Annotated in this window: 19 protein-coding genes and 2 pseudogenes; 12 read left to right on the forward strand and 9 right to left on the reverse strand. The window is 60.8% G+C overall.

Going from position 1 to position 23528, the window contains the following annotated elements; genetic code table 11:
* Positions 1 to 49 precede the first annotated feature (49 nt).
* The 4 genes and pseudogenes from RI444_RS05350 to RI444_RS05360 all read left to right on the forward strand — a co-directional run.
* Positions 50 to 715 (forward strand): annotated as a pseudogene (locus RI444_RS05350) (transposase); the annotation flags it as partial.
* A 1073-nt stretch (positions 716 to 1788) separates the two neighbouring features.
* Positions 1789 to 2088: a lactococcin 972 family bacteriocin gene (locus RI444_RS23055; RefSeq protein WP_079941104.1), complete on the forward strand. Its 300-nt coding sequence runs from the start codon at positions 1789 to 1791 to the stop codon at positions 2086 to 2088.
* 63 nt (positions 2089 to 2151) lie between these two features.
* Entirely contained in the window at positions 2152 to 4113 is a 1962-nt protein-coding gene (locus RI444_RS05355; protein ID WP_062095595.1) for a hypothetical protein, read from the forward strand.
* A gap of 91 nt (positions 4114 to 4204) precedes the next feature.
* The gene (locus RI444_RS05360) at positions 4205 to 4795 is read left to right on the forward strand and encodes an ABC transporter ATP-binding protein (RefSeq protein WP_206616258.1); all 591 of its coding nucleotides are present in this window, start codon (positions 4205 to 4207) and stop codon (positions 4793 to 4795) included.
* 64 nt (positions 4796 to 4859) lie between these two features.
* Here the strand turns inward: RI444_RS05360 and RI444_RS05365 are convergent, their stop codons facing one another.
* The 8 genes and pseudogenes from RI444_RS05365 to RI444_RS05400 form a co-directional block, all read right to left on the reverse strand.
* Complete coding sequence (locus tag RI444_RS05365; protein ID WP_241650971.1) at positions 4860 to 5306, reverse strand: hypothetical protein; 447 nt, start codon at positions 5304 to 5306, stop codon at positions 4860 to 4862.
* Positions 5224 to 5592 (reverse strand): SDR family NAD(P)-dependent oxidoreductase, encoded by a 369-nt coding sequence (locus RI444_RS05370; RefSeq protein WP_263885086.1) that lies wholly within the window; start codon positions 5590 to 5592, stop codon positions 5224 to 5226. Before RI444_RS05370 ends, RI444_RS05365 begins: the two co-directional genes overlap by 83 nt.
* A gap of 50 nt (positions 5593 to 5642) precedes the next feature.
* Positions 5643 to 5885: pseudogene (locus RI444_RS05375) on the reverse strand (hypothetical protein); the annotation flags it as partial.
* Positions 5785 to 6156, reverse strand: a complete 372-nt coding sequence (locus RI444_RS05380; protein ID WP_062095598.1) for a TfoX/Sxy family protein — start codon at positions 6154 to 6156, stop codon at positions 5785 to 5787. The pseudogene RI444_RS05375 and the gene RI444_RS05380, both read right to left, overlap by 101 nt.
* Before the next feature lie 59 nt (positions 6157 to 6215).
* Positions 6216 to 7490: a Wadjet anti-phage system protein JetD domain-containing protein gene (locus RI444_RS05385; protein ID WP_316963874.1), complete on the reverse strand. Its 1275-nt coding sequence runs from the start codon at positions 7488 to 7490 to the stop codon at positions 6216 to 6218.
* A complete protein-coding gene (locus tag RI444_RS05390; protein WP_207604999.1) occupies positions 7462 to 10887 on the reverse strand; it encodes an ATP-binding protein in 3426 nt (1141 codons plus the stop codon). The genes RI444_RS05385 and RI444_RS05390 overlap by 29 nt, the downstream gene beginning before the upstream one ends.
* A 2-nt stretch (positions 10888 to 10889) precedes the next feature.
* A complete protein-coding gene (locus RI444_RS05395; protein WP_207604998.1) occupies positions 10890 to 11480 on the reverse strand; it encodes a DUF4194 domain-containing protein in 591 nt (196 codons plus the stop codon).
* Positions 11477 to 12931, reverse strand: a complete 1455-nt coding sequence (locus RI444_RS05400; protein ID WP_207604997.1) for a DUF3375 domain-containing protein — start codon at positions 12929 to 12931, stop codon at positions 11477 to 11479. Before RI444_RS05400 ends, RI444_RS05395 begins: the two co-directional genes overlap by 4 nt.
* Positions 12932 to 13219: 288 nt before the next feature.
* Here RI444_RS05400 and RI444_RS05405 point away from each other — a divergent pair, with 288 nt between their 5' ends.
* The 5 genes from RI444_RS05405 to RI444_RS05425 all read left to right on the forward strand — a co-directional run bounded on the left by RI444_RS05405 (position 13220) and on the right by RI444_RS05425 (position 21362).
* Positions 13220 to 13423: a cold-shock protein gene (locus tag RI444_RS05405; RefSeq protein WP_021472668.1), complete on the forward strand. Its 204-nt coding sequence runs from the start codon at positions 13220 to 13222 to the stop codon at positions 13421 to 13423.
* 399 nt (positions 13424 to 13822) lie between these two features.
* Positions 13823 to 16387 carry a LuxR C-terminal-related transcriptional regulator gene (locus RI444_RS05410; protein WP_242703129.1) on the forward strand — a complete coding sequence of 855 codons (2565 nt, stop codon included), beginning with the start codon at positions 13823 to 13825 and terminating at the stop codon, positions 16385 to 16387.
* Positions 16388 to 16406: 19 nt separating this feature from the next.
* Complete coding sequence (locus RI444_RS05415; RefSeq protein WP_207604996.1) at positions 16407 to 17657, forward strand: APC family permease; 1251 nt, start codon at positions 16407 to 16409, stop codon at positions 17655 to 17657.
* Positions 17658 to 17993: 336 nt separating this feature from the next.
* The gene (locus RI444_RS05420) at positions 17994 to 19253 is read left to right on the forward strand and encodes a plasmid pRiA4b ORF-3 family protein (RefSeq protein ID WP_207604995.1); all 1260 of its coding nucleotides are present in this window, start codon (positions 17994 to 17996) and stop codon (positions 19251 to 19253) included.
* Positions 19254 to 19541: 288 nt separating this feature from the next.
* A complete protein-coding gene (locus tag RI444_RS05425; RefSeq protein WP_207604994.1) occupies positions 19542 to 21362 on the forward strand; it encodes an FG-GAP-like repeat-containing protein in 1821 nt (606 codons plus the stop codon).
* A gap of 59 nt (positions 21363 to 21421) precedes the next feature.
* On the opposite strand, the gene RI444_RS05430 is transcribed toward RI444_RS05425, so the two are convergent.
* Positions 21422 to 21874, reverse strand: a complete 453-nt coding sequence (locus RI444_RS05430; RefSeq protein WP_207604993.1) for a MerR family transcriptional regulator — start codon at positions 21872 to 21874, stop codon at positions 21422 to 21424.
* Positions 21875 to 22018: 144 nt separating this feature from the next.
* Here RI444_RS05430 and RI444_RS05435 point away from each other — a divergent pair, with 144 nt between their 5' ends.
* The 3 genes from RI444_RS05435 to RI444_RS05445 all read left to right on the forward strand — a co-directional run bounded on the left by RI444_RS05435 (position 22019) and on the right by RI444_RS05445 (position 23492).
* The gene (locus tag RI444_RS05435; protein WP_207604992.1) at positions 22019 to 22444 is read left to right on the forward strand and encodes an Hsp20/alpha crystallin family protein; all 426 of its coding nucleotides are present in this window, start codon (positions 22019 to 22021) and stop codon (positions 22442 to 22444) included.
* A gap of 233 nt (positions 22445 to 22677) precedes the next feature.
* A complete protein-coding gene (locus tag RI444_RS05440; RefSeq protein WP_207604991.1) occupies positions 22678 to 23118 on the forward strand; it encodes a J domain-containing protein in 441 nt (146 codons plus the stop codon).
* Positions 23115 to 23492, forward strand: a complete 378-nt coding sequence (locus tag RI444_RS05445; RefSeq protein ID WP_062095616.1) for a hypothetical protein — start codon at positions 23115 to 23117, stop codon at positions 23490 to 23492. The genes RI444_RS05440 and RI444_RS05445 overlap by 4 nt, the downstream gene beginning before the upstream one ends.
* Positions 23493 to 23528: the final 36 nt, after the last annotated feature.

Here is a 23528-nt window from a genome sequence, read left to right on the forward strand (position 1 = left end):
TTGACTCCTAACCTGTGAGGATTCTGTCCTTCCAAGGAAGGATGTTCCTGTGCCTGAGCCCTACCCCGTCGAGTTCCGCCTCGACGTCGTAGCCGTTGCTCCGAAGCATGAAGCCCCGCTGGCGTAAATCGCCGAGGACATCGGGATCTCCGAAGCCACTCTCCATAGCTGGCTGAAGAAAGCCGACGTCGAGGACGGCGTCAGTCCCGGCATGACCGAGAAGGAAACCGCCCAGTCACGGGAGGCAAAGACGCGGATCCGGCTTCTTGAACAGGAGAACGAGATCCTGCGCCGGGCCGCGGCGTTCTTCGCCAGGGAACTGCCCCCAAATGAGCTTCCCGCTGGTCCTTGACCGTGCCGCCGACGGGATGTCCGTGGCGGTGACCTGCCGGGTGCTTGGCTTCTCCAAGCAGGCGTTCTACAAATGGAAGGCCAACCCCGTTTCCGACCGGGACAGGGCTGATGCGCAGTGATCAATGCGGCTCTTGACATCCAACGCGACGACCCGGCCTTCGGGTACCGGTTCACCGCCGATGAACTGCCGGCCTACGGCATCAGTGCCGGGGAGAACCGGGTGCAGCGGCTGTGTCGCAGCCAGCGGATTTGGTCTGTTTTCGCCAAGAAGCGGGGCTTGAACCGTAAGGCGGGCCCACCAGTCCATGACGACCTCGTCGGCCGGGACTTTACCGCCGCGGCACCGGACCGGCTATGGCTCCCTGCTGCAGAAAAACGTGCTGGACCGAGAACGCTGGACCTCACGACAGGAACTACGCTTGGCCATCGTGCGACAATCGAAAGCGGCCTCCAAGCCGCCTGAAAACTATCGACCCCGAGAGTCAACGAATCCCGGGGCCGTCCCTCCTTCCCAAGGTTGGAGCCGTGTCCTCCGCGTTCCGTCTCTGGTCTTGCTGGGCTTGGTCTACATGGTGCCGCTGGCGATCTCCAGCACCTACGGCATCGTTGTGGAGCGGACTGGTGGGCGGCTTTCGGCTGCCTATGCCGCGACCCTGGCAGCACCGGATCGAACAGCGGCCTGTCCAGCTCCACAATTCTCCCGAACAAATGCTGTTGGGCATTCTTTCGGGGTGCATTGGCATCAAACGGTGACGTGATTCCGGGGCGCATGTCGAGATAGAGGGATGCCTCCTTATGCCCTGGGGGACGAATCGGCTCCCAGGAAACGGAGATCCCCTTAAGAAGTGTCGACAGGTTTGGGAACGTGACGCTGACCCTCTTAGAAGACGCAATATTTCACGGCTCGGGGTAAATGAAAGAGTGGGATTTGACTAATTCATTGACAAAGTCCAATCGCCGTAGTTGCCTGTTCTCATACGGCTATCACGAATCGATGAGAAGTGCGCCAGCGACAAGCGGCATCCCGATTCGCTTCGATTCTTGTTTTTGGGGGAACAATGAATTTATTGAAAGAACATTCCGCAGCTCTTCATTTCGTATCTCCCGGGTCACCGTCTAGGAACGCCGCATAGCCGGATGGCTCTGATCCAGGGCAATCAAGACTCTCTGGACTTAGCTTGAAGTTATTCCCAAATTTGACAAATAGCATGGTCCAGATTGACCTTTGCGCGTTTAGACTACAACTAGCGATGCCATTTGGACTGCTTATCCAGAGTTGCACTGCAGTTTGCGACTCCAGCAGAGGAGGTGAAGAACTAGCTAAAACAGGACAATAATCTTTTGCAGTTTTAATCATTTCGTCGCACAGGCAGTACCCGTCATGGGCATGCTAAAGGCAATGAAAGTAGAAATTAGTTTCGAGGGGGAATAGAGATGAATATTCGACGTACCATTGCAGCAGCGGCTCTCGCGGTGGGGTTGTCGGCAGCCGGAGGTGCAGCGGCGATAGCCGCGACAGTGTCTCCAGCCGAAGGTGGCACCTGGAACTATGGGGTAACAGCTGGAGTGCACCTGTACTCCGACTATTTCAATCAAAACGTTTGTCACGCATCGTCGACGCAAAATGACTGGGGCTACTCGTCCTCGCCAAACATGGCTGCGAACTCGTGGGCGAACAACGCGCAACCTACCACGAGTTTCCAGGACAACCGCGCCTACTACCGTCTTTGCTAATTGAACAGACCTTTGCGCTGCACCGCTTCGAAGCGGTGCAGTGCAAAGGTTATAGGATGAAAAATGTTGAAAATACTTGTCCGTTTTGCCGCTGTGGCAATCGCAGCACTGATTGCTTTGGTTGCCGGTGTCTATTCGGCTGCGGCGGATCTGGACGGTTTGCCGGACGCTGACTATGTGGCGTCAATGCGTTTCGACAACAGTCCAATGCCGCGTGGTGAAGTCATTGCCTCACTGGACCAATACGCTGACTCTGCTGGCGTAGGCATAATTAGAGTGGCAAGCGCCCCAGATGACTTTTTGGACAAACGACTTGCATTTGTGTTCGGCTCCGGAGGAATCCGAGATACGGAGATTGATTGGTTCTCCCCAACGATGAGCGGAACAGTCGCCAAGTCCAGCGAGCTTGGCTTCACATCCCTGAACGGCGTATACGCAATAAAGGGGAGCGATTCTCAAGCGAAATCCTTCCAAACTTGGGCGAAGAGCGAGCTAGGAGCCGACGCTGCCCTGAAGGAAAAAACAACAGTTGGCTTGCTCACGTATGCACTCCTGACAGTTGGAGCATGGGTGCCGATGTCAGCAGCAATACTGTTGCTGGGAGCGATCGTCATGTCCTGGTACGTTCTGCGTGCTCACGGCCGAGAGTTGCGGGTCTTGGCCGGTATGCGCCTATCAACCGTCGTCTTAACGGACCTTCGTTCGCTATTCGGAGCGTTAGCCGTGCCTGTTGTGGCAACCTTCGCGATTTCCGTCCTAGGCATAATAGTCACCGGGTTTGGTCGAGCGGGATTCTTCATCTCGACACTCATGCTGTTTACTGGTGCGGTCACAGCCTTCGCCGTCGCTGTTGCCCTGATCATGGGGATGCTCTCCCTGCCCACTGTGCGTGATATTGCGGCCAGAAGACCTTCTGAGCGAGGTTCGTGGGTGATCAGCGAAGTCCTGAAAGTAGCTGCCGTAGTCATCGTGGCCGCAATCGTGCCCACAGCGTCGGGTGTGGTGACAAATGCTTCCGCTGCTACCGCTCAGGGCGCGCTATGGGAATCTATGGGGGACAGCGTAACTGTCCGTGTGGCGAACCGCTTGGGGGACGCCGAAAATGCGGCGTTCGCCGGTCTCATCAGGGATCTTGTGAGGCGGGACGCCGCAATGTTCTCCATGTCATTGAGCTCCGACACGGTCAACTTAGTAGATGAAGCGGCTGGAAAAGATCTTGAAGATCTCGGCTTCGACAGCGTCGTCCTTACAGGGGAACCCTTCCTTGATACCGTCAATCGTGCGGGCGGAGCCACCTGGGAACTTGTCAGTGCTGTCCATTCAGTTCAAGAGCTGCCTGATTCGATCCGGGGTCAACTTCTACCGAATCTGGAGCTGTGGACCACGTCGAGAAAAGCACCGGATGTTCGCTTCTACGGCAGCACCGGTGAGGCCCCAATCGCTGTGTCAGGAGGCAGGGCGGGAACGCTGGACACGAATCAGCTCCCTCTGATCATCTCAGTAAATGATCTCACCCAGTTCGACGACGCCTTCCTGGCTTCAGCCATGAGCAGGGGAAATATTGTGTTCACTGATCCGGAACAGTTAAAAGCGCTAGTAGAGCAGCGGGGAATAAGCTCGGACATCCTATCAATCGACCGGATCGCAGACCTGGGCCTGTACGATGCGCAGACGAAACAGCGAAACGCTCAACTCGGTGCCGCAGCAATTGCCATTGCAGTATTAGCGCTCGTTATGTGCCTCAGCGTAACGGCTTGGATCTTCGCACTTCTGAGACGTCATCGGTGGTTCGTTCAACGCACCGCGGGATTATCGTGGAGGTCCATTCTTCAGCCAAGAATGTTATGGGAAGCAGGTTCCGCTCTTCTATTCGGCGCGGCGATGGCTATGTCGTTTGGGGCGGCCTCTCCGTCTAATATCTGGATCTCCGGCATCGCCCCGTTCGCATATTTGACCGTTGTATGGCTCATTCATCAATGGGCTGCGACCACAACATTCCGCACTACACTCGCACGGAGAGGATAGTCATATGCAATTACGTGCCGATGGAGTTTCGATTGTCATTGACGGCAAGCCCGTCCTGAAGTCTGCTACCGCACAGGCCGAACCAGGACGAATGCTCGTTCTGGCAGGTAAGAGCGGCAGTGGAAAGACAACTCTCCTGAACGTTCTTGGACTGTTGAGTCGCACGGATGCTGGCACCGTTGTAGTCGGTGGACAGGACGCCACAAAATGGAATGACGCCCGCCGTCGCCGTTTTTGGCGAGACCATGTTGCATTCGTGTTCCAAGACTACGGACTTATAGATGAATCAAGCGTGGAGTACAACGTAACGGTCGGCCGACGCGGACTATTTGGTCTACGGCAGCCTGACCGCGAACGTGCTGACCAGGTCCTCAGCCACGTTTTGCTGTCGGGTCGTGGGAAGGAACAGACTGCTCGGCTCAGTGGCGGCGAGAAACAACGCGTCGGCTTGGCAAGGGCGATGTTCCGCGGCGCCGATGTCGTGCTCGCAGATGAACCGACTGCGTCGCTCGATCGAAGAAACCGTGAACTAGTTATCAACTTCCTCATAGAGGAGGCCCGTCGGGGCGCGACCGTCGTCGTAGCCACACACGATGAGGACCTCATGGCCGCTGGCGACGATCTTATCCTGCTCGGTGGAGAGCCAACCCCGAGCCAGCGGGATTCTCATCTCCTGCTATGACTGAGGCGGCTCAAGATCTTCCTCCGATACAGCGGAGAGCAAGCGATAACTCGCCCCTGTTGAACTAGAGGATCTTCGCCAGCCGCGTGCACTCCACCCACAGCCGCTTCCGCGCGGCCAGGTCGGAACCCATGCCTGGAGTTGGCAATTCCTTGCGCTTCGCCCAGAGTTTGCCCGTCACCGCAGCAGTCTCCGGCGACGTCGCCAGCCACACGGGCGTATCTGCGGCTTCCTCAGCCGGTTTGCCGAATGTGTTTGTCAACCAGCGGAAGGGGCCGCGCACGTCCTGCAGCAGGCCCGTGTTTTTGATAAGGTCCGGGTGCACGGCATTCACCACTACGTTGGACCCGCGAAGGCGCTCGGCGAACTCCTGCGTCAACAGAACCCGGCCGAGCATGGTTGGCGGCGTGGAGCGGGTGAAACTGTATTTACCCTTGGCGCTTTGCAGATCCTCGAAGTCGATCTTGGTGACTTGTGGGCCACCCGAATACTTCGACGCAATATTGACCACCCGCGACGTCCACCCATCCTCGGCGCTCCCGAGCTTGAGCGCGTCCGTGAGCTGATTGGTCAGCAGGAAGTAGCCCCATCACGTTGGTGGCGAACGTGACCTCCAAACCGTCCGGCGTCACCTCACGCTCCTTCCGGAAAACACCGGCGGCGTTGACCAGCACATTGAGCTTCTGGTGCCGGGACAGGAACTCGTCCACTGCTTGCCGGATCGAGGCCTGGCTTGAGAGGTCACAGGCCAGCGGCTCCAGCGCGGCGTTCGGAACTTTGCCACGAATGTCGCGCATCGCGCCTTCTGCCGGGCAGCCGTACGGCCAACCACGACGACGGTCCCTCCTTCTCGGGCCAGCGCAGTCGCGATGGCCTTGCCAAGGCCGCTGGTGGAACCGGTCATAAGTGCTGTTCGTCCGGTCATGGAGGACATAGCTCGATCACAGCACTTCCGGACGTGTTTGGCGAGAGTGCGTTGGTGGGGGAGCCTACTTTTTTGGCTTGTTCGCCTTGGCTTTAGGCGCCTTGGGCGGGAACTCTGCCACATGGGCGAAGGCACGTGCCACCCACGGCTCAGCCTGTGCAGCATCGCTGTTCCATGCTTCGGGCCAGCCGACGTAGCCGCCCATGGGCCGTTCCTCCGGCCCGAAGGGTTGGGTTACTTCTTCAGCTTCCAGTGCGGCCCTGTCAGCGTCGGAAAGCTTCACGCCGATTGTGGGGCCGAATAGGCCTGAGAACATGTTGCCGTTCACGAACGCACCCAGGTTGCCGAACATCGGTTTGACCACAACATCCGGATGATCTGGCAGTACGGAGCGGAAGCGCTCCTTGTCTTCCTCTGAGGGCTCGGGCATCTGCATAATTTGAACTCCTGCGTCGTGAGGAACTAATGGGGTGCGGCAATTACGGCCAGGATAAGTCAGTCAGACTCCAGCCGCGCCAGCGCCCACTCCCAAGCAATCAGCTCCTGTTCCAAGCGGACCTTGTCGCCATAGGTCCCGGCCTGGAGTGCCTCATACACGAGGGCTTCGTTTGGCGTCAGGCGTGTCAACGCAGCACGCGACGGCGACGCCTCCACGCTCCACGCGTCCCGGTGCGCCAAGAGAGTCGCTTCGTCCATGAGCACGCTGGACACATGCGGGTGCACGGATCGGAGCTGGTCCAAGATGCGGAAGCCGTGAGTGTCCAAGTCACCCCAGTAGAGAACCTGGCAGGACTGCAACCAGGCAGCGTCCCTCAATGATGAGAATCCGTAGCCCTTCCCGAAAATGGCGAGTGTTCCGGGCCGGTCTTGCAAGGCAAGGAAGTTCACGAGGTTCTCGGTAATGATCACATGCGTGACTGGGAGCCGGAGTGATTCAAAGGCCGAGGCCGTGACCGTAATGTCCCGCGCATCACCCAGCAGCGGTATGGACGGGTCCAATAGCCGGAAGCGAACCTGCTCCGGTTGATGAAGGAAGCCGTGGCGTTCGGCGAAACGAGCTGCGGGAGTGCGGGCTATCGGCGTGCCAAGCACAGAGTCATCAAGGTCCGGGTCTGCAGCACCTGAATCGTCGTCCGAGGGCAAGGTTCCTGCCAGGCCCGGCCTCAGCGACTCCACCATCTCCTCAATAGTCCTGCGGTGCGCCTCGATGAATTTGGTGTGCACGCCGGGCAGGCGCAACTGCCTCACATAAACGGCGGGGGAGGGGTGATCCCTAAGCCAAAGTGCCACCCGGGCAGCGAGTAAAGCGTCTTGACCTAGAACCAGCAACTGCTTCGGACGTTTCGCGGTCCAAGCTTGGAGCGCCGGGTCTAAGCCGCCCAGCTCGGCAGCCAAGGACAGGAACTGCTTCGTTTCCCGCTGCTTACCGGCGAACTCAATCTCGTCCTCCACAGAAGCAAACACGGCCACAGCGGGAAGGCGGTTTGAACCGATAGTGGTGCGTCCGACGTCGACGGTCTCCAAACTGAACGGACCTTCTGCGGCGAAGAGTCTCGCTGCCCATTCGCGGGCGGCCGCGTAGTCCCCGCGCAGTTCGGTAGCCGATGGGCGCTTCAACACCCGGCGGCGTGGATAAACTCCGCTTGGATCAAGAGCTTCCCGCAGCAGCTGCCCCCGATCCCACGCAGTTGCCGACAGCGCTCGCAAGTCAGCCAACGAGGTCCACCGGGAAGCAGTTGACTTACCCGGCACGCCGCTCCCGTTCCTCACGGTACTCAGTGATGGTCATGTTCCGAAGTTGGGAATCGTTGCCGTTGGTGTTTGCAACAAAGCCCACGTGTGCCACAAACGGCTCGATGACATTGATCTTCTGCAGTGGGGTCACGATCAGCAGCTGGAGCTTCATGCGTTGGAACAGCTCCATGCCGTACCGTGCGGACTCGTCGGAGCCACGACCGAAAGCCTCGTCGATCACCACGAACCGGAAACTCCGGCCCTTCCCGGAACCGCCTCCCCGCGCAGCTCCCTTCCCGGCCGCGAGCCCAAACTGGAACGCCAACGCCGCCGCCAGGATGGTGTACGCGAGCTTTTCCTTCTGGCCACCGGACTTGCCGCCCGAATCGGTGAAGTGCTCAAATTCCTCGCCGGTCTCCGTCCACCTTTCGGAAGCTGAAAAGGTAAACCAGTTCCGCACGTCAGTAACCTTGGCCGTCCAGCGTTCGTCAAGACTGGTGAATCCCTCGCGACCCCGGAAGCGTTCGATCAGACGTTCAACCTGCAGATACTTCTGCTCCGAGTACTGCTCGTCGTCGCCGATGGTGCCCTCGGAGCAGGCACGCAAGTCAATCCCGAACTGCCTCACATCAAGATCTAAAGAGCTTTGGTGCTCCAGTTGGATATGACGGCCCGGGTTGTATTGGATCTCCGCAAGCGACTGGTTGATCTCGCTGATGCGGTTCACGATGTCCTGCCGCCGGCTGTCCAGGAACGCGTTGAACGCAACCACCTCGTGGATGGTGTTCTGCGTCAGCGAGTCCTTGAACCGTGCCTCGAATCTCGGCAGGTCATCACGCTCCAGCTGCCCAAGCAGCCGATTGAACTCTTCGGCCGCCTCCAACGTCGCGTCGATGTCCGTTGTTTCGTTGGGGTACTTGTTACGGAAATCAGCCATGAGCCGGATCGTGGTGGCACTCGCTGTCGCGATCCGTTTCGTCAGAGCATCGATCCTTGCGGTCAGACTGGACCGGACCGAGCTCTCGGCCGGGCCAGTGTTGCGGTAGGTCAGCGCTTTATCACCCAAGGCCTCGGCGGTGAGCCGCGCTACCGCCGCCAGCACATCGCCGTCGTCCGTTAGCGGTTGTTCCGTGAGCGTCAGGCGGCATTCCTCAATAGCTGCAGCGATTTCCCGGGCAGCATTTTCATTGCCACCGAGCCTCTGCTGAACCCTATCCGAGCGCTCCTGCAATCGCTCGATGCGGACGGACACCTCCGATTCCTTAACAGTCAGTTGCTGCAACACACTGCTAGCCGACTGAAGCTCGAGCTTCTCATCCTTGAGCTCCTGAACCCTGCGGGCGGTCAGCTGCCAGGCGATGTCGGAAAACTCAGCCACGGACCCGACGTTGCCCAGCAACTGCCGCATCCGTCCCATGTCACCGAGCCCGGCGTCCACCTTCGCCAACTGGGTGCCGACACTGCGGTGCTTGCCATCGATGTGGTCACGCTCGGCCCTGATGCGGACGATCTTGTCGTGGTTGTCCCAGCCGAGCACGAAGGTGCGCCGGTCCATGAGGCCCTTGCGGTCGTCCTTCTCATGCCGCCCCCGGGCGCCCTTTATCTGACCGTTGATCGTCAGGGCCTTGGGATACCGACGGAACTCATCCATGGTGTCGCAGCACATGTAATCGAACCGCGCGCTGAGCTCGTCCAACAGGAAATCCCGGAAGGGCGTGCCCTGCTTGATCGCGATCTTCGCCCCCAAAGTCCCAGGTGCGGGCGGCCGCGATGAATAGGAGTCACCCACCTTCCGGTACACCAGTCTCCCTTTGAGATCATTGGCATCCACCCACGAGGCAACAGCCGCGTAGTGCTCCGTTGACACCAGCAGGGACAGCGCAAGGCTCCGCAGCGTGCGTTCGGCAGCACCCTCCCACTCGGCTTCGCCTTCGCGGACACGCAGCAGCTCCGCTGCGTAGGGGAGCGCGGCCTCGGCAATGCCAGTGCCCTCACAGATACGACGCCGGAGCTCAAGTTGCGGGCGTTCCAGCAAGGTGGGGCGGGAGCCAAGGCTGGCAAGCTCGGCATCCAGATCGTCCCGTCGGGCGGCGAGCGCGTTGAGCTCTGAATGCAACGCCGTGCGCTGCTCCTGCAGCTTGGCCGCCTTGGACGCGAGGTTTCCCTCCACCTCGCCCAGCCGGGCCCGGTTCGCGTCGAAGAGCACGCGGTCTTCGGGGGCATGGAGTCCAAGCTCGACGGCGGCAGCCGCGTAATCCTCGAAACGGTTGCGTTGCTTCTTGGCCGACTCCTCAAGTCGGGAGACCTCCGCGTCAATCGCGGCGAGCCTGCCACCACCGCTTGTACGGATGTCCTCCTGGACAATCGCGAGCTCGTGCCGGAGCCGGGCCATGTCCGAGGCCAGCTGGGCGCTGTCTTCGCGAAGCTTCTGACCAGTCCGCTCCAGCTCCTCCTGATGTTCGAGGCTTAACGTAAGTTGCTGGTCGGTGAACCAGGGATGCAGCTGGTCGCGTTGCCGGCGGGCCTGGTTTTCTTCAGAACTGAGCTTCCGGTGGGTGGCGGCGCCATCGCGGATCGGTTTCAAAAGCTCGATCTGGTCTCTAGCCCGGACCACAGCCTCGTGCGCTTTCTTCAGATCGTCAAAATGGCTGATCAGCTTGTTGATACGTGTCTGGACGTCATCGTCTTCCAGCATGTTGGTGCGCACGAAGTGGGTGATGTTCTCCACCTGCTTCATGGAAACAGTGCGGTGGAACAGCTCCATTGCCTGGTTGCCGCTGATGCCAAAGTGGCGTTTAAAAGCCGCGGCATAGGGATCAAAAGTGTCGTAGACAGAGACGCCCGCGGCGCGGAGCTTCTTCTTCAACTTGGCGGGGTCCTGCCCGAAGTTGGAGAAGTCTTCCGCGATGGATTGCTCGCCCTCGGCAAGGGAATAGAAGCGTGTGGGCTGTCCAGCCTCCTGCATGGTCCAGAGGGTGATGCCCAGCGTGATGGTCTTGTCCATGACGGCGTTATGGAAGACCCCAAGGACAACAGTGAGCGTGCCGGGCGCTCGCAAGGCAACCGGCTTCGAGTACTCGCCGCCCGTACTGCGCGTGCTCTTATGGAAGCCCCGCACATAAGACATCAGGGTCCGTTCACGCTTCTGAGCCCCTGCCGCCTTGTTGTACTCAATCCGGTTGGCAGGAAGCAGGAGCGTGGTGATTGCATCGACTACCGTTGACTTTCCGGAGCCAATGTCGCCTGTCAGAAGGCTGTTGGCCCCGTCCAGACGGAACGTGCGCACACCGCCGTGGAAGGTGCCCCAGTTGAGCAGCTCCAAACGGTGGAGTCGGAACCCGGGCGGAAGGCCGCCGTCGTTCGCTTGTTCGTCGGAGGGTTCCTCGTCGGGCTCCTCGAGAGTAAAGAGGCTGTCCTGAACGTCAGTGCTCATGGTTATTTGCTTCCGGTGAGTGATTCACGGTAGTCGGCCAGCCGCGCGTCGAACTCTTCCAGCCACTGAGCATCAACGTACGCCTTCAAGATACGCGCTACCTCGTAAGTCCCCGTTTCGCCGCGGAGCTTCCTCAAGAAGCCGAGCTCCACCACCTTCTTGATGTTGGTGCCTAGCCGGTCCAGAATCCTGGCCTCGTTACTGGACTCCGGCAGGAACACTGCGACCATGTCCTTTAGCTCCTCCTCCGTCATGATCAACCGGAGTTCACTGCTGTTGGTATCGAACTCCAACAACCGTTTCCTGAGTAGAACAAGCAGCAAGCTCACATCGAAAGTAAGCTGCCTGCGCGGAATAAGCCGGGGGAGCGTGCCTTCGGGATCCTCCCGGGACCTCAGAAAAGCGTAGCCCTCGGATTCGTCCAGAATCAGGTTCAGCCCCAGTACTGCCACATAATCGCGCACGTGGGACGTCAAGGCGAGCAACGATTGCCAGACCTTCTCGTCAGTCTCCGCGTAGACCACACCCTTGAACAGCTTGGTCACGATTCCCGGCAACTCTTCCGGGTTGGACGTTTCGCTTGCAGTATTCATGCCGGCCTCACAAAAATGATCTGATCGATGACTGCTTCCCGGACGCTGCCATCCTCCAAAGTCCACCGGAGGCGCTGCGTAGTTTCGGGGTTGATGCTGGCCCAGTCCGACTCCGCAGCGAGCTGGTAGTACGCCACAATCTCCGCGAGCCCTTGGGACAACGGATGGGCCGCCGTGATGTCCGCCAGCGTCGCCTGGGTCTCCTCCTCAAGGACCCTTTCGATATTGGACTTCAGGCGCTCACGGTCCACATGAAACTGACTGAACAGCGCGCTCGCATCCAGATCCTGATCATCTGCGGTAACAACATCATCCATCACCATCACGCGGCTGCCCGGCTCGTAAAGAGGCCGCTCGAACGGTAAGGCGACGTCCACGGAGGACGCTTCAATCTCCATGGCAAAGTTCGACGGCGGCTGGTCCCGTTGGTCCAGCGCGTTCGCCTCGATGCTTCGGATAAGTTGCATGATGCGTTTGTTCTCGAGGAAGACTTTGTCGTCCAGGAGGCGTCGCATCTGTTGCGAGAGCTGTCTAACCGTGGCCTGTGTTTGCTCCACTGCGGGTAGCCAATCCTGGTGGAGGTTGGTGATGGTGTGGAGGTTATCCATCCGGGCCAAAGCCTCGATCCGGGTAGCCCTGTGGAGGAGGTCGTTGAGTTCTCTCCTCAGCTGCGGAGACATGAGGTAGTCCCAGAAACCCTGGAACGTGCGGCCTTGGAGCGAGCTTCCGATGTCTTGCTGGTTGGCGAAGATCGAGTCCAGGAGTTCTCCTTGGCTGCCGTCCCACGTAGCAATCTGCTCCCGGACCTGTCTGTCCAGTTTTCGGAAGTTCTGCTCAACTTCGCGGAAGTCGGAGAGCAGGTCCTTTGCCAGGGTGGTGAGCTGTTGGAAGTGGTCCAAGGCCTCCGGTGCAGTCATGACTTTGAGGTCTCCCTCACGAATCCGGTGCATCTCGGCATCAATCTGGTCCCGTTGCTGTTGAAGTTCAGCCAATCGCACGTCCGGGTCTGTCTCTGACTGCTGTACGAGGGTCTTCAATACGGCAAAGATGCTTGTCAGCCTCGATTGGGTGGCCACAAACTCGCGGCCTTTGAGGCTCTCAACCCAGCGCACCACGTCTTCAGCCGCCGGAGTAAGGTCGTAATGCGGTTCGTCTTCGCCTTGGACGTAGTACTTTCGCAGCCAAGCGCGCTCAGACGCGGCCCAGTCATCCAGGTACTCCGAGGCGTTGCGGGGAAACTTCTCCTCCCCATAGGTTTCCCGTACGCCGAACAAGACGTCGTCCAGAACGTCAATCAGCTGTTGGCGCCCGACGTTCCGCTGATTGGGGTCCGTGAAGGCGGACATGAAGAAGTGCAGGGCGAGGGGCGCGTTTTGGGCTCGAAGCAATGCCCAGCCTGCATGCTTTTCGCGCAGCGCGTTGATCGCGTAATAGTCCATCTGGCCCTTCAACAGTTGGTCCTTCTTGCCTTGGACAGGGTTCCTGCTTCAAAGGCTAAGCCAGATCACTGACAGTTTCTTCTTGCTCCAACCCCCATCGGATTGATTAATCTGCTCCAGCACTAGCTATCCCCGCAGAAGTCTGTAGACTTGACGGTGTTGTTGTGTTTGGCATTTCGTAGTTCAGGCAGTCCCCGGGGTCCTTTGGATCGCGGTCTACTGAAGTAACGGTGGAGAACACCCCACACCCGGAGACCCGAAAGTCGGGAAGCATCTCCACCTTCAGTAAGGACTGAAATTATGGCTACAGGTACCGTCAAGTGGTTTAACGCTGAAAAGGGCTTCGGCTTCATCTCCCCGGAAGATGGCAGCCAGGACGTTTTCGCTCACTACTCTGCAATCAACTCCTCGGGCTACCGCTCCCTCGAAGAGAACCAGAAGGTTTCCTTCGACGTCGAGCAGGGCCCCAAGGGTCCCCAGGCAGTGAACATCCAGGCTATCTAGTCTTCGGATAACTCAAAGCAGGGCCGGTCTCATGACCGGCCCTGCTTTTTGTCGTCCTCATCGTATATATGTACTACTGTGCCTTAACCAGCTAGAACACATATCCACATAGCGAATTACATACATGTAATTCGTTTCCGGAACCCCATAGCGTTGGTAGCCACAAGCCGATACGCAAGGGGTACTGATGATCTGCCCGAACACTCACAACAGCCAACTGAAGCCACGCTTCCACCACCTAGAGGATTCCAACCACCACCTAATTCGGCTCAAACGGACCGTGTTTGCGGCCCAATCGGCCTGTGCAGGGTTCTTTTGGACCCCTAGTCCCGATTTTCGGGCTTAGTCTCCGGGGTGAGCCGCGTGCCGGTGATGGTGGGAAACGGAAGGTTGGATCGGGTGTTCGATACAGAAGTTCAGCGCATCCTCGACTACGTGGGGCATGGCATCGGCGTACGCATCGTAGGTGCCCCGGGCAGTGGGAAAACAACAGTGGCCTCCAGTGCGGTGTTCAACTTGGAGAAGACCGGGTTCACCATCCACGCGGTCACCGGACTGAGGACCCACCGGGCCATCCCGTACGCCGCGGTCAAAGGTCTCGGGATGGAGATGCGACCTGGCCGGAGCGGAGTGCTGGACCTCGCGGATGTTTTGGCAAGCCAGCTCGCGAAAGCCGGCAAACATCTGCTGCTTGTGGACGACATTCACTTACTGGACAACGAGTCATTAGCCGTCCTGGAAGCAGTCCGGCAACAATCGGCCGCCCCGATGATCGCCACGGCACCGGAAACGCACGCCTTCACTCGCGGAGAGCTGGCGGTCCTCAACCAAGGTCGGGAAGCAATCCTTCAACTGGATCCGCTGCATTACGAGCAGGTCCACGCGCTCGTAGCGCGCGTGCTTGGAGGTCCCGCGGACATCGACACCACCGCGAGAATCCTCACCAAGTCGGGCGGCAACCCGAGGCTCGTCGTGCGGATCGCGGAAACAGCATCCCTGAGCAACCTGCTTGTCCGGCGCGATGGGTCGTGGCAGATGTCCGGGACGTCACTGTGGAACGACCACCTTCGCGGAACTGTCGAAGCGCTTTTGGCAGAGCTCCCGCCCGAGGACGTCAACGCCCTGCACAGCATGGCTATCCTCGGAACGGCCCGCATCGATGTCCTGCAGAAGATCGTGTCCGCGGATGCTTTGGACAGCCTTGAGCGCCAGGGCTTCCTCTCCATCATGGACGACCACCATAACGGCACCATTGCGGCCATCAGCCCACCGGTGATCGTGGACTACTTCCGGGGCAGGCGCACTCTTCGAGACCGGCACATGTTGAGAACCAAGATCGCGGGCATGCTCGACTCCACACCACAGGTACCTGGAATCGAAGCCACCACCGCGGACTGCCTCACTCGGGTGCTTTCGGCGTTGCGCTCGGAACGTGGCAACGACGACGCCGTCACGGCAAGGCACTTCCACGATCACAGCGCCGTCCGCGAACGGTCGCGCTTCGAACGATGGGAAATCAACAAGACCGCCGCGAATGCAGCAGCCCTGCTCCGTGTTTACTGGGGCGCCCCGGTGGACCCGGTTCGCGCCGCGCGCGTCCTCGAAGAAACATCAACGCACGACGCCGACCCCTCGGACTTGCTCTTCCTCACCATCACGAAGGCCCTCCTAGCGATCCAGGCGGGCGGGTTGAGTGCCGCCGTCGAGGTTTTGCAGCAGTTTGCCGAAGCGTATCCGGAGCAGAAAGCAGAAGCCAACGCGGCCATCCAGTTCCTCAGCGCCTCCCACGGCCGTGTGCCGCAGCCGGACGCGGGAAGCTCGCCATATGCGGAAAGTTCCGAGGAGAAGCCCGGAACACTCGAGGTCCTCACCCAGGCGTTGGTGGAGCTGTACAGGGGCAGGCCGCTTGAAGCACTCCGAATTGTTGATGCAGCAGAGGATGACGAACTCTTCCCGCATCTGCGGCCATTCATCAAGGGCTTCGGACTTTTCGCGGCGGGCAGGATCGACGAATCGCTGGTCTTCGCGCTTGACTGGCGTGGCGAGGCCCGGAAGAACCTCGACCAGTTCGGAGTGGTGACCAGCAGCTACGTCGCCGCCCACGGGTTGCTTTACAGCGGACACTTTGACGAAGCGGAGTACCTCATGAGCAGCGTCTTTGCCATGGGACGGCCGGGGTTCGTGGTGGACATTCTCTACGACGCCATGCTTCGGCTCGCCGGCCTGCGGCAAGCGACCACCACCACAACGGCTACCGTGTCCATCGCCGCGCAGGCGCGGGCGGGAGTGCCCGATGTCGGGCCGTTGCCCGGGGTGGGAAAGGGCGTCTACGTCCTCATCGCCAAGGAGAACCAGCAGCCCGCGGTGTTCGATCGGCAGGCCAGCAGACTCATCAAGCGGCAGCTGAGGAGCGGCTACGCGCTGGAAGCGATGATGGCCGCCCTGCTGTTCACTTGCCTGGTCCCCGGACGCCAGGTGTTGGATCTGCTGCAAAGGATCCTCCGAGGAAGCGGTGTCACTGTTCATGACCCGTTCATGGCGATTGCCGCTGCTGTGGTGGAAGGCGACCACCAGCTCCTTGGCCTTCTCCTGAAGCACTACGGGCCCGACGCGGACGTCTACCAAATCGGCATGCTCCTCAGGAGCGCCCTCAAACGGCGCGTGGTGGAAGGCGACAACGTCGCAGCCGAAGCGTTGGCCAAGGCATCGTCATCATTTGCCGCCAGGTTCCCCAGTGCCAACGAACAGCTGGCGTTCAACACCTTCGAGGCCAGCTCGCTGACCGAACGGGAAATCGAGGTGGCTGCGCTTGCCGGGTACCTGTCCAACGTGGAGATCGGGGAGCGGCTGAGGATCAGCGCACGCACAGTGGAGAACCACATCTCCAATGCCCTCCGGAAGACGGGGGCAACGTCCAGGACAAGTTTGTTCATCCTGGTGGGCAATACGTTTCCGCCCAAGTGACCCTCGATAGGCTGGCTGGGTGAACAACCCGCCCGCGCTGACCCGCAGACTCGGTACTTTCGACGCTTCCTTGATTGGCCTCGGATCCATGATTGGCGCCGGGGTGTTCGCGGCGTTCACTCCGGCAGCCGCGGCCGCCGGTTCGGGCCTGTTGGTGGGCTTGGTGGTTGCCGCCTTCGTGGCGTTCTGCAACGCTACGTCCTCAGCTCAATTGGCCGCTGCGTATCCGACGTCGGGTGGCACCTACGTGTACGGGCGCGAGCGACTCGGTCCGTGGCCGGGCTTCCTGGCAGGTTGGGGATTCGTCATCGGCAAGACCGCCAGCGCTGCCGCCATGGCAATGACCTTCGCCGCCTATGCCGCGCCGCCCGGTTGGGAGCGGCCGGGGGCGATTGCCGCCGTCGTACTTCTCACGGCAGTGAACTACCACGGGGTGACGCGGACAGCGGGCCTGACGCGGATCCTCGTCATTGCCGTACTGGGTGCCTTGGCGATCGCTGTTGCAGCGTGCTGGGGCGGGAACGGGCTGGCGCTCGACAACGTGCTGGGGGAAGGGCTGCTGGCGCACGGTTGGTACGGGATACTGCAGTCGGCCGGTTTGCTGTTCTTTGCTTTTGCCGGGTATGCGCGGATCGCGACCATGGGCGAGGAAGTCATGGAGCCGCGGCGGACCATCCCCCGGGCCATCACCATTGCACTGGGCATCACAGTTGTTGTCTATGCGGTGATCGCCGCGACCGTGCTTTCCGCTTCTGGGCCCGACGGCGTGGCCGGTAACCCAACGCCGTTGGCGGCCGCCGTCGAGAGCGGGACGTTGGCGTGGGCATCACCGGTGGTGCGTGTGGGTGCCGCCGTTGCCTCGCTCGGAGCGTTGCTGGCACTCATCGCGGGCCTGGGGCGAACGAGCCTGGCCATGGCACGCGAGCACGATCTTCCACATGCGCTCGCCGCCGTCCATCCCCGCTACAAGGTTCCGCACCGGGCCGAACTCACCGTTGCCGTGGTGATTTGCCTGGTCATCGTTGTGGCGGATCTTCGAGGGGCAATCGGGTTCTCGTCATTCGGGGTGCTGCTGTACTACCTGGTGGCGAACATCGCCGCGTTCACGCAACCCGACGAGGACCGGCGGTATCCGAAGGTGCTTCAGGTCTTGGGTGCGGCTGCATGCGTCGCCCTGGTGGCTACCCTGCCGCCCCTGTCTGTGGGGTTGGGTGTGGCGATGTTCGTTGTTGGGATCGTGTACCGGATGGTCCGGCTGCGGACTCGGTAGGTGGGGCACGCGTTAGGTGGGGCACGGCTCCACCGTGGGGTTAGGAACGATGGAGCCGTGCTTTGTGCTCCCTACGCCTGGAACGGATGGGGGTTCCCGCCGGACACCGGGTCTCCCGTTCCGGAAGCACACTCCGAGAGTAAGGGCAGTTTTTGGGCCTAGGTGTCGGTTCGATTTTCCTAGGTGGTGGAACTATGGCATTTTGGGGTGGAACTATAGCTATTTGGGCCATTTCTCCTTGGCTGTCGGCAAAAATAGGTGCTTGAGGATGTTTCCTAGGTGGTGGTGCGGCTATGTTTTGGCGGCCTGATTGGACCCGGCTGGCAGAATGGCCGTATGACTGACACCCCGGTACCCGCCGTCGAACTGCGCATCACAATCAGCGACACTGAACCGGCTATCTGGCGGCAGCTGGTACTCCCGGAGAGCGCAACCCTTGAAGATCTGCACGAGGCGATCCAAGCGGCGTTCGGCTGGAACAACGCACACCTTTACGTCTTTTACGGAACGGAGCCCAGCGGAAGGCGGCGAGCCATAGGGGTGCTCGACGATGACTCCCCGGAAGGTGCTGAATCCGCGGGAGAGGTCGGGCTAATTGAGCTGTTCAACCCGGCTTCGCCTGGTGAGTCGGCATTCGAGTACGAGTACGATTTCGGTGACAGCTGGACTCACCAGATCGATGTCATCGGGGCAGCAGAGCTTCCGGCAGATACCTTCCTCTGCACTGGCGGCGCGATGCGCGGGCCGGTGGAAGATTCCGGCGGTGTGCACGGATACGCCAACGTAGTCCGCGTACTAGGGGATCCGAACCATCCTGAACATCGGGATGCCGTTTCCTGGTTCGAAACGGTGACCGGGGAGAAAGCCACCGGCTTCGACGCATCCGCCTTTGACCTGGAGGGCGTGAATACGGCGCTGGATCGACTTGCGCGCAGGCTTTGGGCAAAGCCACCCACGCCGGAAGACAGGAACGAGGTCCTTGCACCCGTCCTCTGGCTTTTGCGGGAAGCCGCTCCGGACGGGCTGGACCTCACATCGGCAGGATGGCTTAAACCGGCGATCATCAAGCGGATGATGACTGAACTCAACTGGGACGACGATTGGTTCGGGTCCGGCCGCAACGAGGTCAACATCCCCCATGTCATGGACCTCCGGGGACAGCTGCAACGCTGGAAGCTGCTGCGGAAGAGCAAGAACAAGCTGCTGCTCACTCCTCTGGGCCGTGGTGTGGTGCAGGACCCCTCGGCGCTCTGGGATTTCGTGGCGGACCGGCTTGCGTCCCCGGGCACACCTGCGGACGATGTGGTGATGAGGCTTCTTGTTCATTGGGAGCTCACTGGAACAGAACCAGACTGGAAGACGATCGACGAGGTGGTCCGCTCCGAGCTTACTTTTCGCGGCTTTGTCATGAAGGACGGCAACGGCGGCATCCCGTTGAACCTGGCCCGCGATCTCTATTTAGACGTACGGCGGCCCCTTGGCCTGTTGGCTCTCTGGGGCTCCCGCATGTGGGAAGGCCCAGAGCCGAAGCTATCCGACGCCGGCATCAAGTTCTTGCTGGACGTGCAGCAACGCTTGGATGCCAGCCAACGCTGACGCGGCTGAATCGGCAAGGATTCTGCTTGACCCGATTCACCGCCCAACGTGCTGCCCGTCCCCACGGTTTCAACGCTCGTCCCGACGGTTGGCCGGCTGCCTTCGAACAGATGCCCTGGAAAGGAAGAGTAGGTAAACAGCAGGTTCTCCTTTTTGTCACAGGCCGGCGATAGACTCACGGTCTACGGACGCGCTGGGGCGTTCCTGATGCTGGGGGTCTTTTCAATGAGTGCAGTCGGGGCTGGATTACGCGCGCTTAGTCACAGACGACGGCGGCGCCCAGCGGCGGTGCGGTCTGTCGCCGTCGGACTTGGGCTGGCGCTGGTTGGTTCCCTGGGGCTGATAGGTTCGCCGGCCATCGCGGACGCGGTTACTGACGTAGTTCCCGTCGGCACTAAGCCATCAGCAGTGGCCGTGAACTCCGTGACCGGTAAGGCCTATGTAGCCACGGACTATGGAGTTTCCGTGCTGGAGGGTGCGGCGTCAGCGGGGATTCTGTACCAGGGAGACCGACCCGTAGACGTTGCCGTGAACGAGGCGACGAACAAGATCTACGTCAGCGAGACCGGCGGAACGGTTGCGGTGGTGGACGGCGTTTCCCGAGCAGTAACATCCGTGCCTGTTGGCTCGTCGCCCGGTGTGGTCTCGGTCAACCCGGTGACGAACAAGATCTACGTCGGGGTGAAGAGCGGGGTGACCATCATAGATGGTTCCACCCTTGCCACATCGTCAGTGCCGCTCGCCGGGGGAGCGCAGGACATCGTGGTGAACCCTGCTACCGGCAAGGTGTACGTCCTGTCCGGCGGAACAATCCAGGTTCTGGGTACTGGCGGAACGGTGACTGCCTCCGTCAACATCGGAGCCGGCGGCATTCTTGCGCTCGCGGTAAACCCCGGGACAAACAAGATCTACTTCACAACTCTGGGCCGCTATGGTGCCGGGGTCCGCGTGATCGACGGCACCGCAGACACGGTCACGGATACCATTCCTTCCGCCAACTTGGTCGGTCAGCTCGCCGTGAACCCAGTGACGAACACGGTCTACGTGGCCGGTGACAGCACCTCCATCGATGGCTTTGTCCAAGTCATTGATGGCGCGACGAAGAAGCAGGTCGCCCAACTCCGGACGGCATCGCGCATTCGGGACATCGTGATTAACCCGGCCAATAACAAGGCGTACGCGAGCCTGTCCGGCAGGGGAGTGATGGTGGTGGACGGCGACACACTTCGGGTGGGCTCGGTCTTTACGGGCCAGGAGCCGATTGACGCTGCCGTGAACGCAGCCACGGGCCAGGTGTATGTGGCCAACAACAACAGTTCATCGGTGTCCATCATCGATCCGGACGTCGCTGCTCCTGTGAAGAACGACTTCAATGGCGACGCCCACTCGGACGTCCTGGCCCGGGATGCTGCCGGAGTGCTTTGGCTGTATCCGGGCAACGGATCCGGCGGGTGGCTTCCCCGCGCGCAAGTGGGCGTGGGCTGGAACGTGATGACGGCGCTGGTGTCGCCGGGTGACTTCAACGGTGACGCTCTGCCCGACGTCCTGGCTCGTGACAGTGCCGGGGTGCTTTGGCTGTATCCGGGCAACGGATTCGGTGGTTGGTTTCCGAGGATCGCCGTGGGCCAGGGATGGAACGCTATGACCGAGATTGTCGGCATTGGCTCGTTCTACGGTGGCGGTTTCGCTGACGTTGCAGCACGGGACGCCAGCGGGACTCTGTGGCTGTATCGCGGAGACGGCCGTGGCGGCTGGCTCCCGCGGATGTGGATTGGGTCAGGTTGGAACGGCATGTCCGAACTCACCGGCGTAGCGGACTTCAACGGCGACGGCGTTACTGACCTCGCTGCGCGCGACACCTCCGGAGCTCTGTGGCTCTACCCGCCGAACGGAATCGGCGGATGGCTTCCACGACAGGCGATCGGCCAGGGGTGGAACGTCATGAACTCCCTGGTCGGACCCGGGGATTTCGACGGCGACGGACGCGCGGACATCCTTGCCCGCAACGCTGCGGGTGAGTTGTGGCTGTACTCCGGCGCCGGAGGAACGGCGTGGCCATCAGCCAGCCGGGTGGGCACGGGGTGGAGCGGAATGACGGCGATTCTGTAGGACCCATACGCGCGAGGGGTGAGATCCCGGCGCTATCGATGTGGCTAAATGCCGAGATCTCACCCCTCGCGGGCTGAGCCCCGCGCCTTCTTTAGATCCGCCCGCAGCCCTTTGTTGTCAGCACGCAGCTCGCGGTTGTCCTCCGAAAGCCCACGGTTGTCTTCCACCAATCCGCGGTTCTCTTCCTCGAGTTCCAGCACCAGCTTCACACCGGCCAGGTTCAGTCCCTCATCAAGGAGCGCCCCGATCCGCCGCAGCGTCTTCAGGTTCCGTTCGCTGTAGCGCCGCGTGCCGCCGTCGGTCCGTTCCGGCGTGAGAAGGCCTTTGCGCTCATACAGCCGCAGGTTCTGATGCCCTGTGCCCACCAACTCGGCCGCTACGGAGATGGCATAGACGCCTTGGTCGTCCCGCGAACCCGGGCTGCCGTCCGGTGCGGAACCCCCGCCCGAAGTGCCCCCGGCACCCGGCCCACCGCCGTCGTACTCTTCCGAAGGCCCCTGTAAACCAGCCATCAAGTTCACTCCAAAAATCTTCTGGGAAACCACTTGCACCACTCTCATGCCGGTGCTATAAAAAATCTATACCAACCACCACAGATCTGGAAGGGTTGGAAACACAACAGAATCGCATCAAGATCTGAAGGAGTGAGAACCACAATGCTGATGCGCACTGACCCGTTCCGCGAATTCGACAGGCTCGCACAACAGGTTTTTGGCACAACAGCACGCCCGGCCGGCATGCCAATGGATGCATGGCAAGAGGGTGAAGAATTCATCGTCGCTCTCGACCTGCCAGGTGTAAGCCCCGAGTCGATTGAGCTGGACGTCGAACGCAACGTCCTGACCGTCAAGGCCGAGCGGAAGTCGTCCGCCGGAGAAAACACCGAAATGATCGCCGCCGAACGCCCGCAAGGCGTCTTCAGCAGGCAGCTCATTCTCGGCGACACCCTGGACACCGACGGCGTGAAGGCCAGCTACGACGCCGGCGTCCTGACACTCCGCATCCCGGTCGCCGAGAAGGCAAAGCCGCGGCGCATCGAGATCACGGCAAACGGACAACAGCGCCAAGAGATCAACGCATAGTCGAGCCTGCTTCGCCGGGATGCCCGGGGTGTCACCGGCGGAGCGCTCATGCGGGAGCATCAGACCGGCCGCATCGGAAGAATGGGCGCAGGCTTCGCGCCACGCCATAGCGCTTGTTGCGCAGAGGAAACGCGGCCCCCGACGTTGCCTCCCGAGAAGATGGCCCCCGTCCGAACTGCGAAGTTCGCCCGGGGGCCATCGCCCAGTCCACAGCAACTTCACGGGAACCGGCCTTGGGGAACAGCCAACCTGATTACTACGCGATCCTCGGTGTCGCGCCAACCGCGACGGCGCGCGAGATCACCCATGCTTACCGCTCACTGCTGCGCCGGCACCACCCGGACACCCGGCAGGCGGACCACGACGGCGGTGCCTCCGAGGCGTCCGACCTCCACCGCCTGCACGCCATCATGCAGGCATACGTCGTGTTGTCGGACGCAACACGGAAGCACGAGTACGACCGCGCACGTTCCGGGTCGCCCGGCATCGGCGCCGGAACGCCGGTCAAGGTACGGATTCACCGCAGGACGGCGGCAAAGGAACCGGACGCGGCGGGGGAGGGCGCCAGGCATGCTCCGCCTGCAAGTGGCCCCGATCGCAGCGAGCCCCTGATCTTCGGCCCCACCCGATGGGCACCCCTTCGCGGCCATTCAACACCAAGGAGACGCACATGAGTGCTTGGCGTTCGTACGACAGCCACCTGATCCCAGCGTTCTACGAGCGCTTCGAGCAACGCTGGGGGAAAGGGACGGCACCCTTCCTGGATCCCGAGGTCCACGAGCAACCCATGCCACGTGCGCAATGGATCAACGTGGACACGGGAGCCGCGGTGGCCGTGGTCCCCATCTGGACGGACGACCCCCAACACCGTTCGTTCGGAGTCTTCTATTTGCCGCCCTCCGGGGACATCTGGATCCTCCGCCCCGGGCCCACCACGTTCGTTGAGCCGGTTGCCGGCGCTTCACGGGAGCAGGTCTCGCTGCGAAACGATGCGTTCAAGAAGGCTGTGAACCACGCGAAGGAGTTCATCTACGGACCCCAGCCGTAACGCTCGGTGCCGGTGGCGGCGGAACCTGGCCCGCCG

The organism is Paenarthrobacter sp. AT5 (assembly GCF_032764245.1).
Taxonomy (GTDB): Bacteria; Actinomycetota; Actinomycetes; order Actinomycetales; family Micrococcaceae; genus Arthrobacter; species Arthrobacter ureafaciens.

What these genes read in the sequence shown, in the direction of transcription:
- RI444_RS23055 (WP_079941104.1), top strand. Translation starts at nt 1,789, where the DNA reads ATGAATATTCGACGTACCATTGCAGCAGCGGCTCTCGCGGTGGGGTTG.
- RI444_RS05355 (WP_062095595.1), top strand. Translation starts at nt 2,152, where the DNA reads ATGTTGAAAATACTTGTCCGTTTTGCCGCTGTGGCAATCGCAGCACTG.
- RI444_RS05360 (WP_206616258.1), top strand. Translation starts at nt 4,205, where the DNA reads ATGCTCGTTCTGGCAGGTAAGAGCGGCAGTGGAAAGACAACTCTCCTG.
- RI444_RS05370 (WP_263885086.1), bottom strand. Translation starts at nt 5,592, where the DNA reads ATGCGCGACATTCGTGGCAAAGTTCCGAACGCCGCGCTGGAGCCGCTG.
- RI444_RS05380 (WP_062095598.1), bottom strand. Translation starts at nt 6,156, where the DNA reads ATGCAGATGCCCGAGCCCTCAGAGGAAGACAAGGAGCGCTTCCGCTCC.
- RI444_RS05390 (WP_207604999.1), bottom strand. Translation starts at nt 10,887, where the DNA reads ATGAGCACTGACGTTCAGGACAGCCTCTTTACTCTCGAGGAGCCCGAC.
- RI444_RS05395 (WP_207604998.1), bottom strand. Translation starts at nt 11,480, where the DNA reads ATGAATACTGCAAGCGAAACGTCCAACCCGGAAGAGTTGCCGGGAATC.
- RI444_RS05405 (WP_021472668.1), top strand. Translation starts at nt 13,220, where the DNA reads ATGGCTACAGGTACCGTCAAGTGGTTTAACGCTGAAAAGGGCTTCGGC.
- RI444_RS05420 (WP_207604995.1), top strand. Translation starts at nt 17,994, where the DNA reads ATGACTGACACCCCGGTACCCGCCGTCGAACTGCGCATCACAATCAGC.
- RI444_RS05430 (WP_207604993.1), bottom strand. Translation starts at nt 21,874, where the DNA reads ATGGCTGGTTTACAGGGGCCTTCGGAAGAGTACGACGGCGGTGGGCCG.
- RI444_RS05435 (WP_207604992.1), top strand. Translation starts at nt 22,019, where the DNA reads ATGCTGATGCGCACTGACCCGTTCCGCGAATTCGACAGGCTCGCACAA.
- RI444_RS05445 (WP_062095616.1), top strand. Translation starts at nt 23,115, where the DNA reads ATGAGTGCTTGGCGTTCGTACGACAGCCACCTGATCCCAGCGTTCTAC.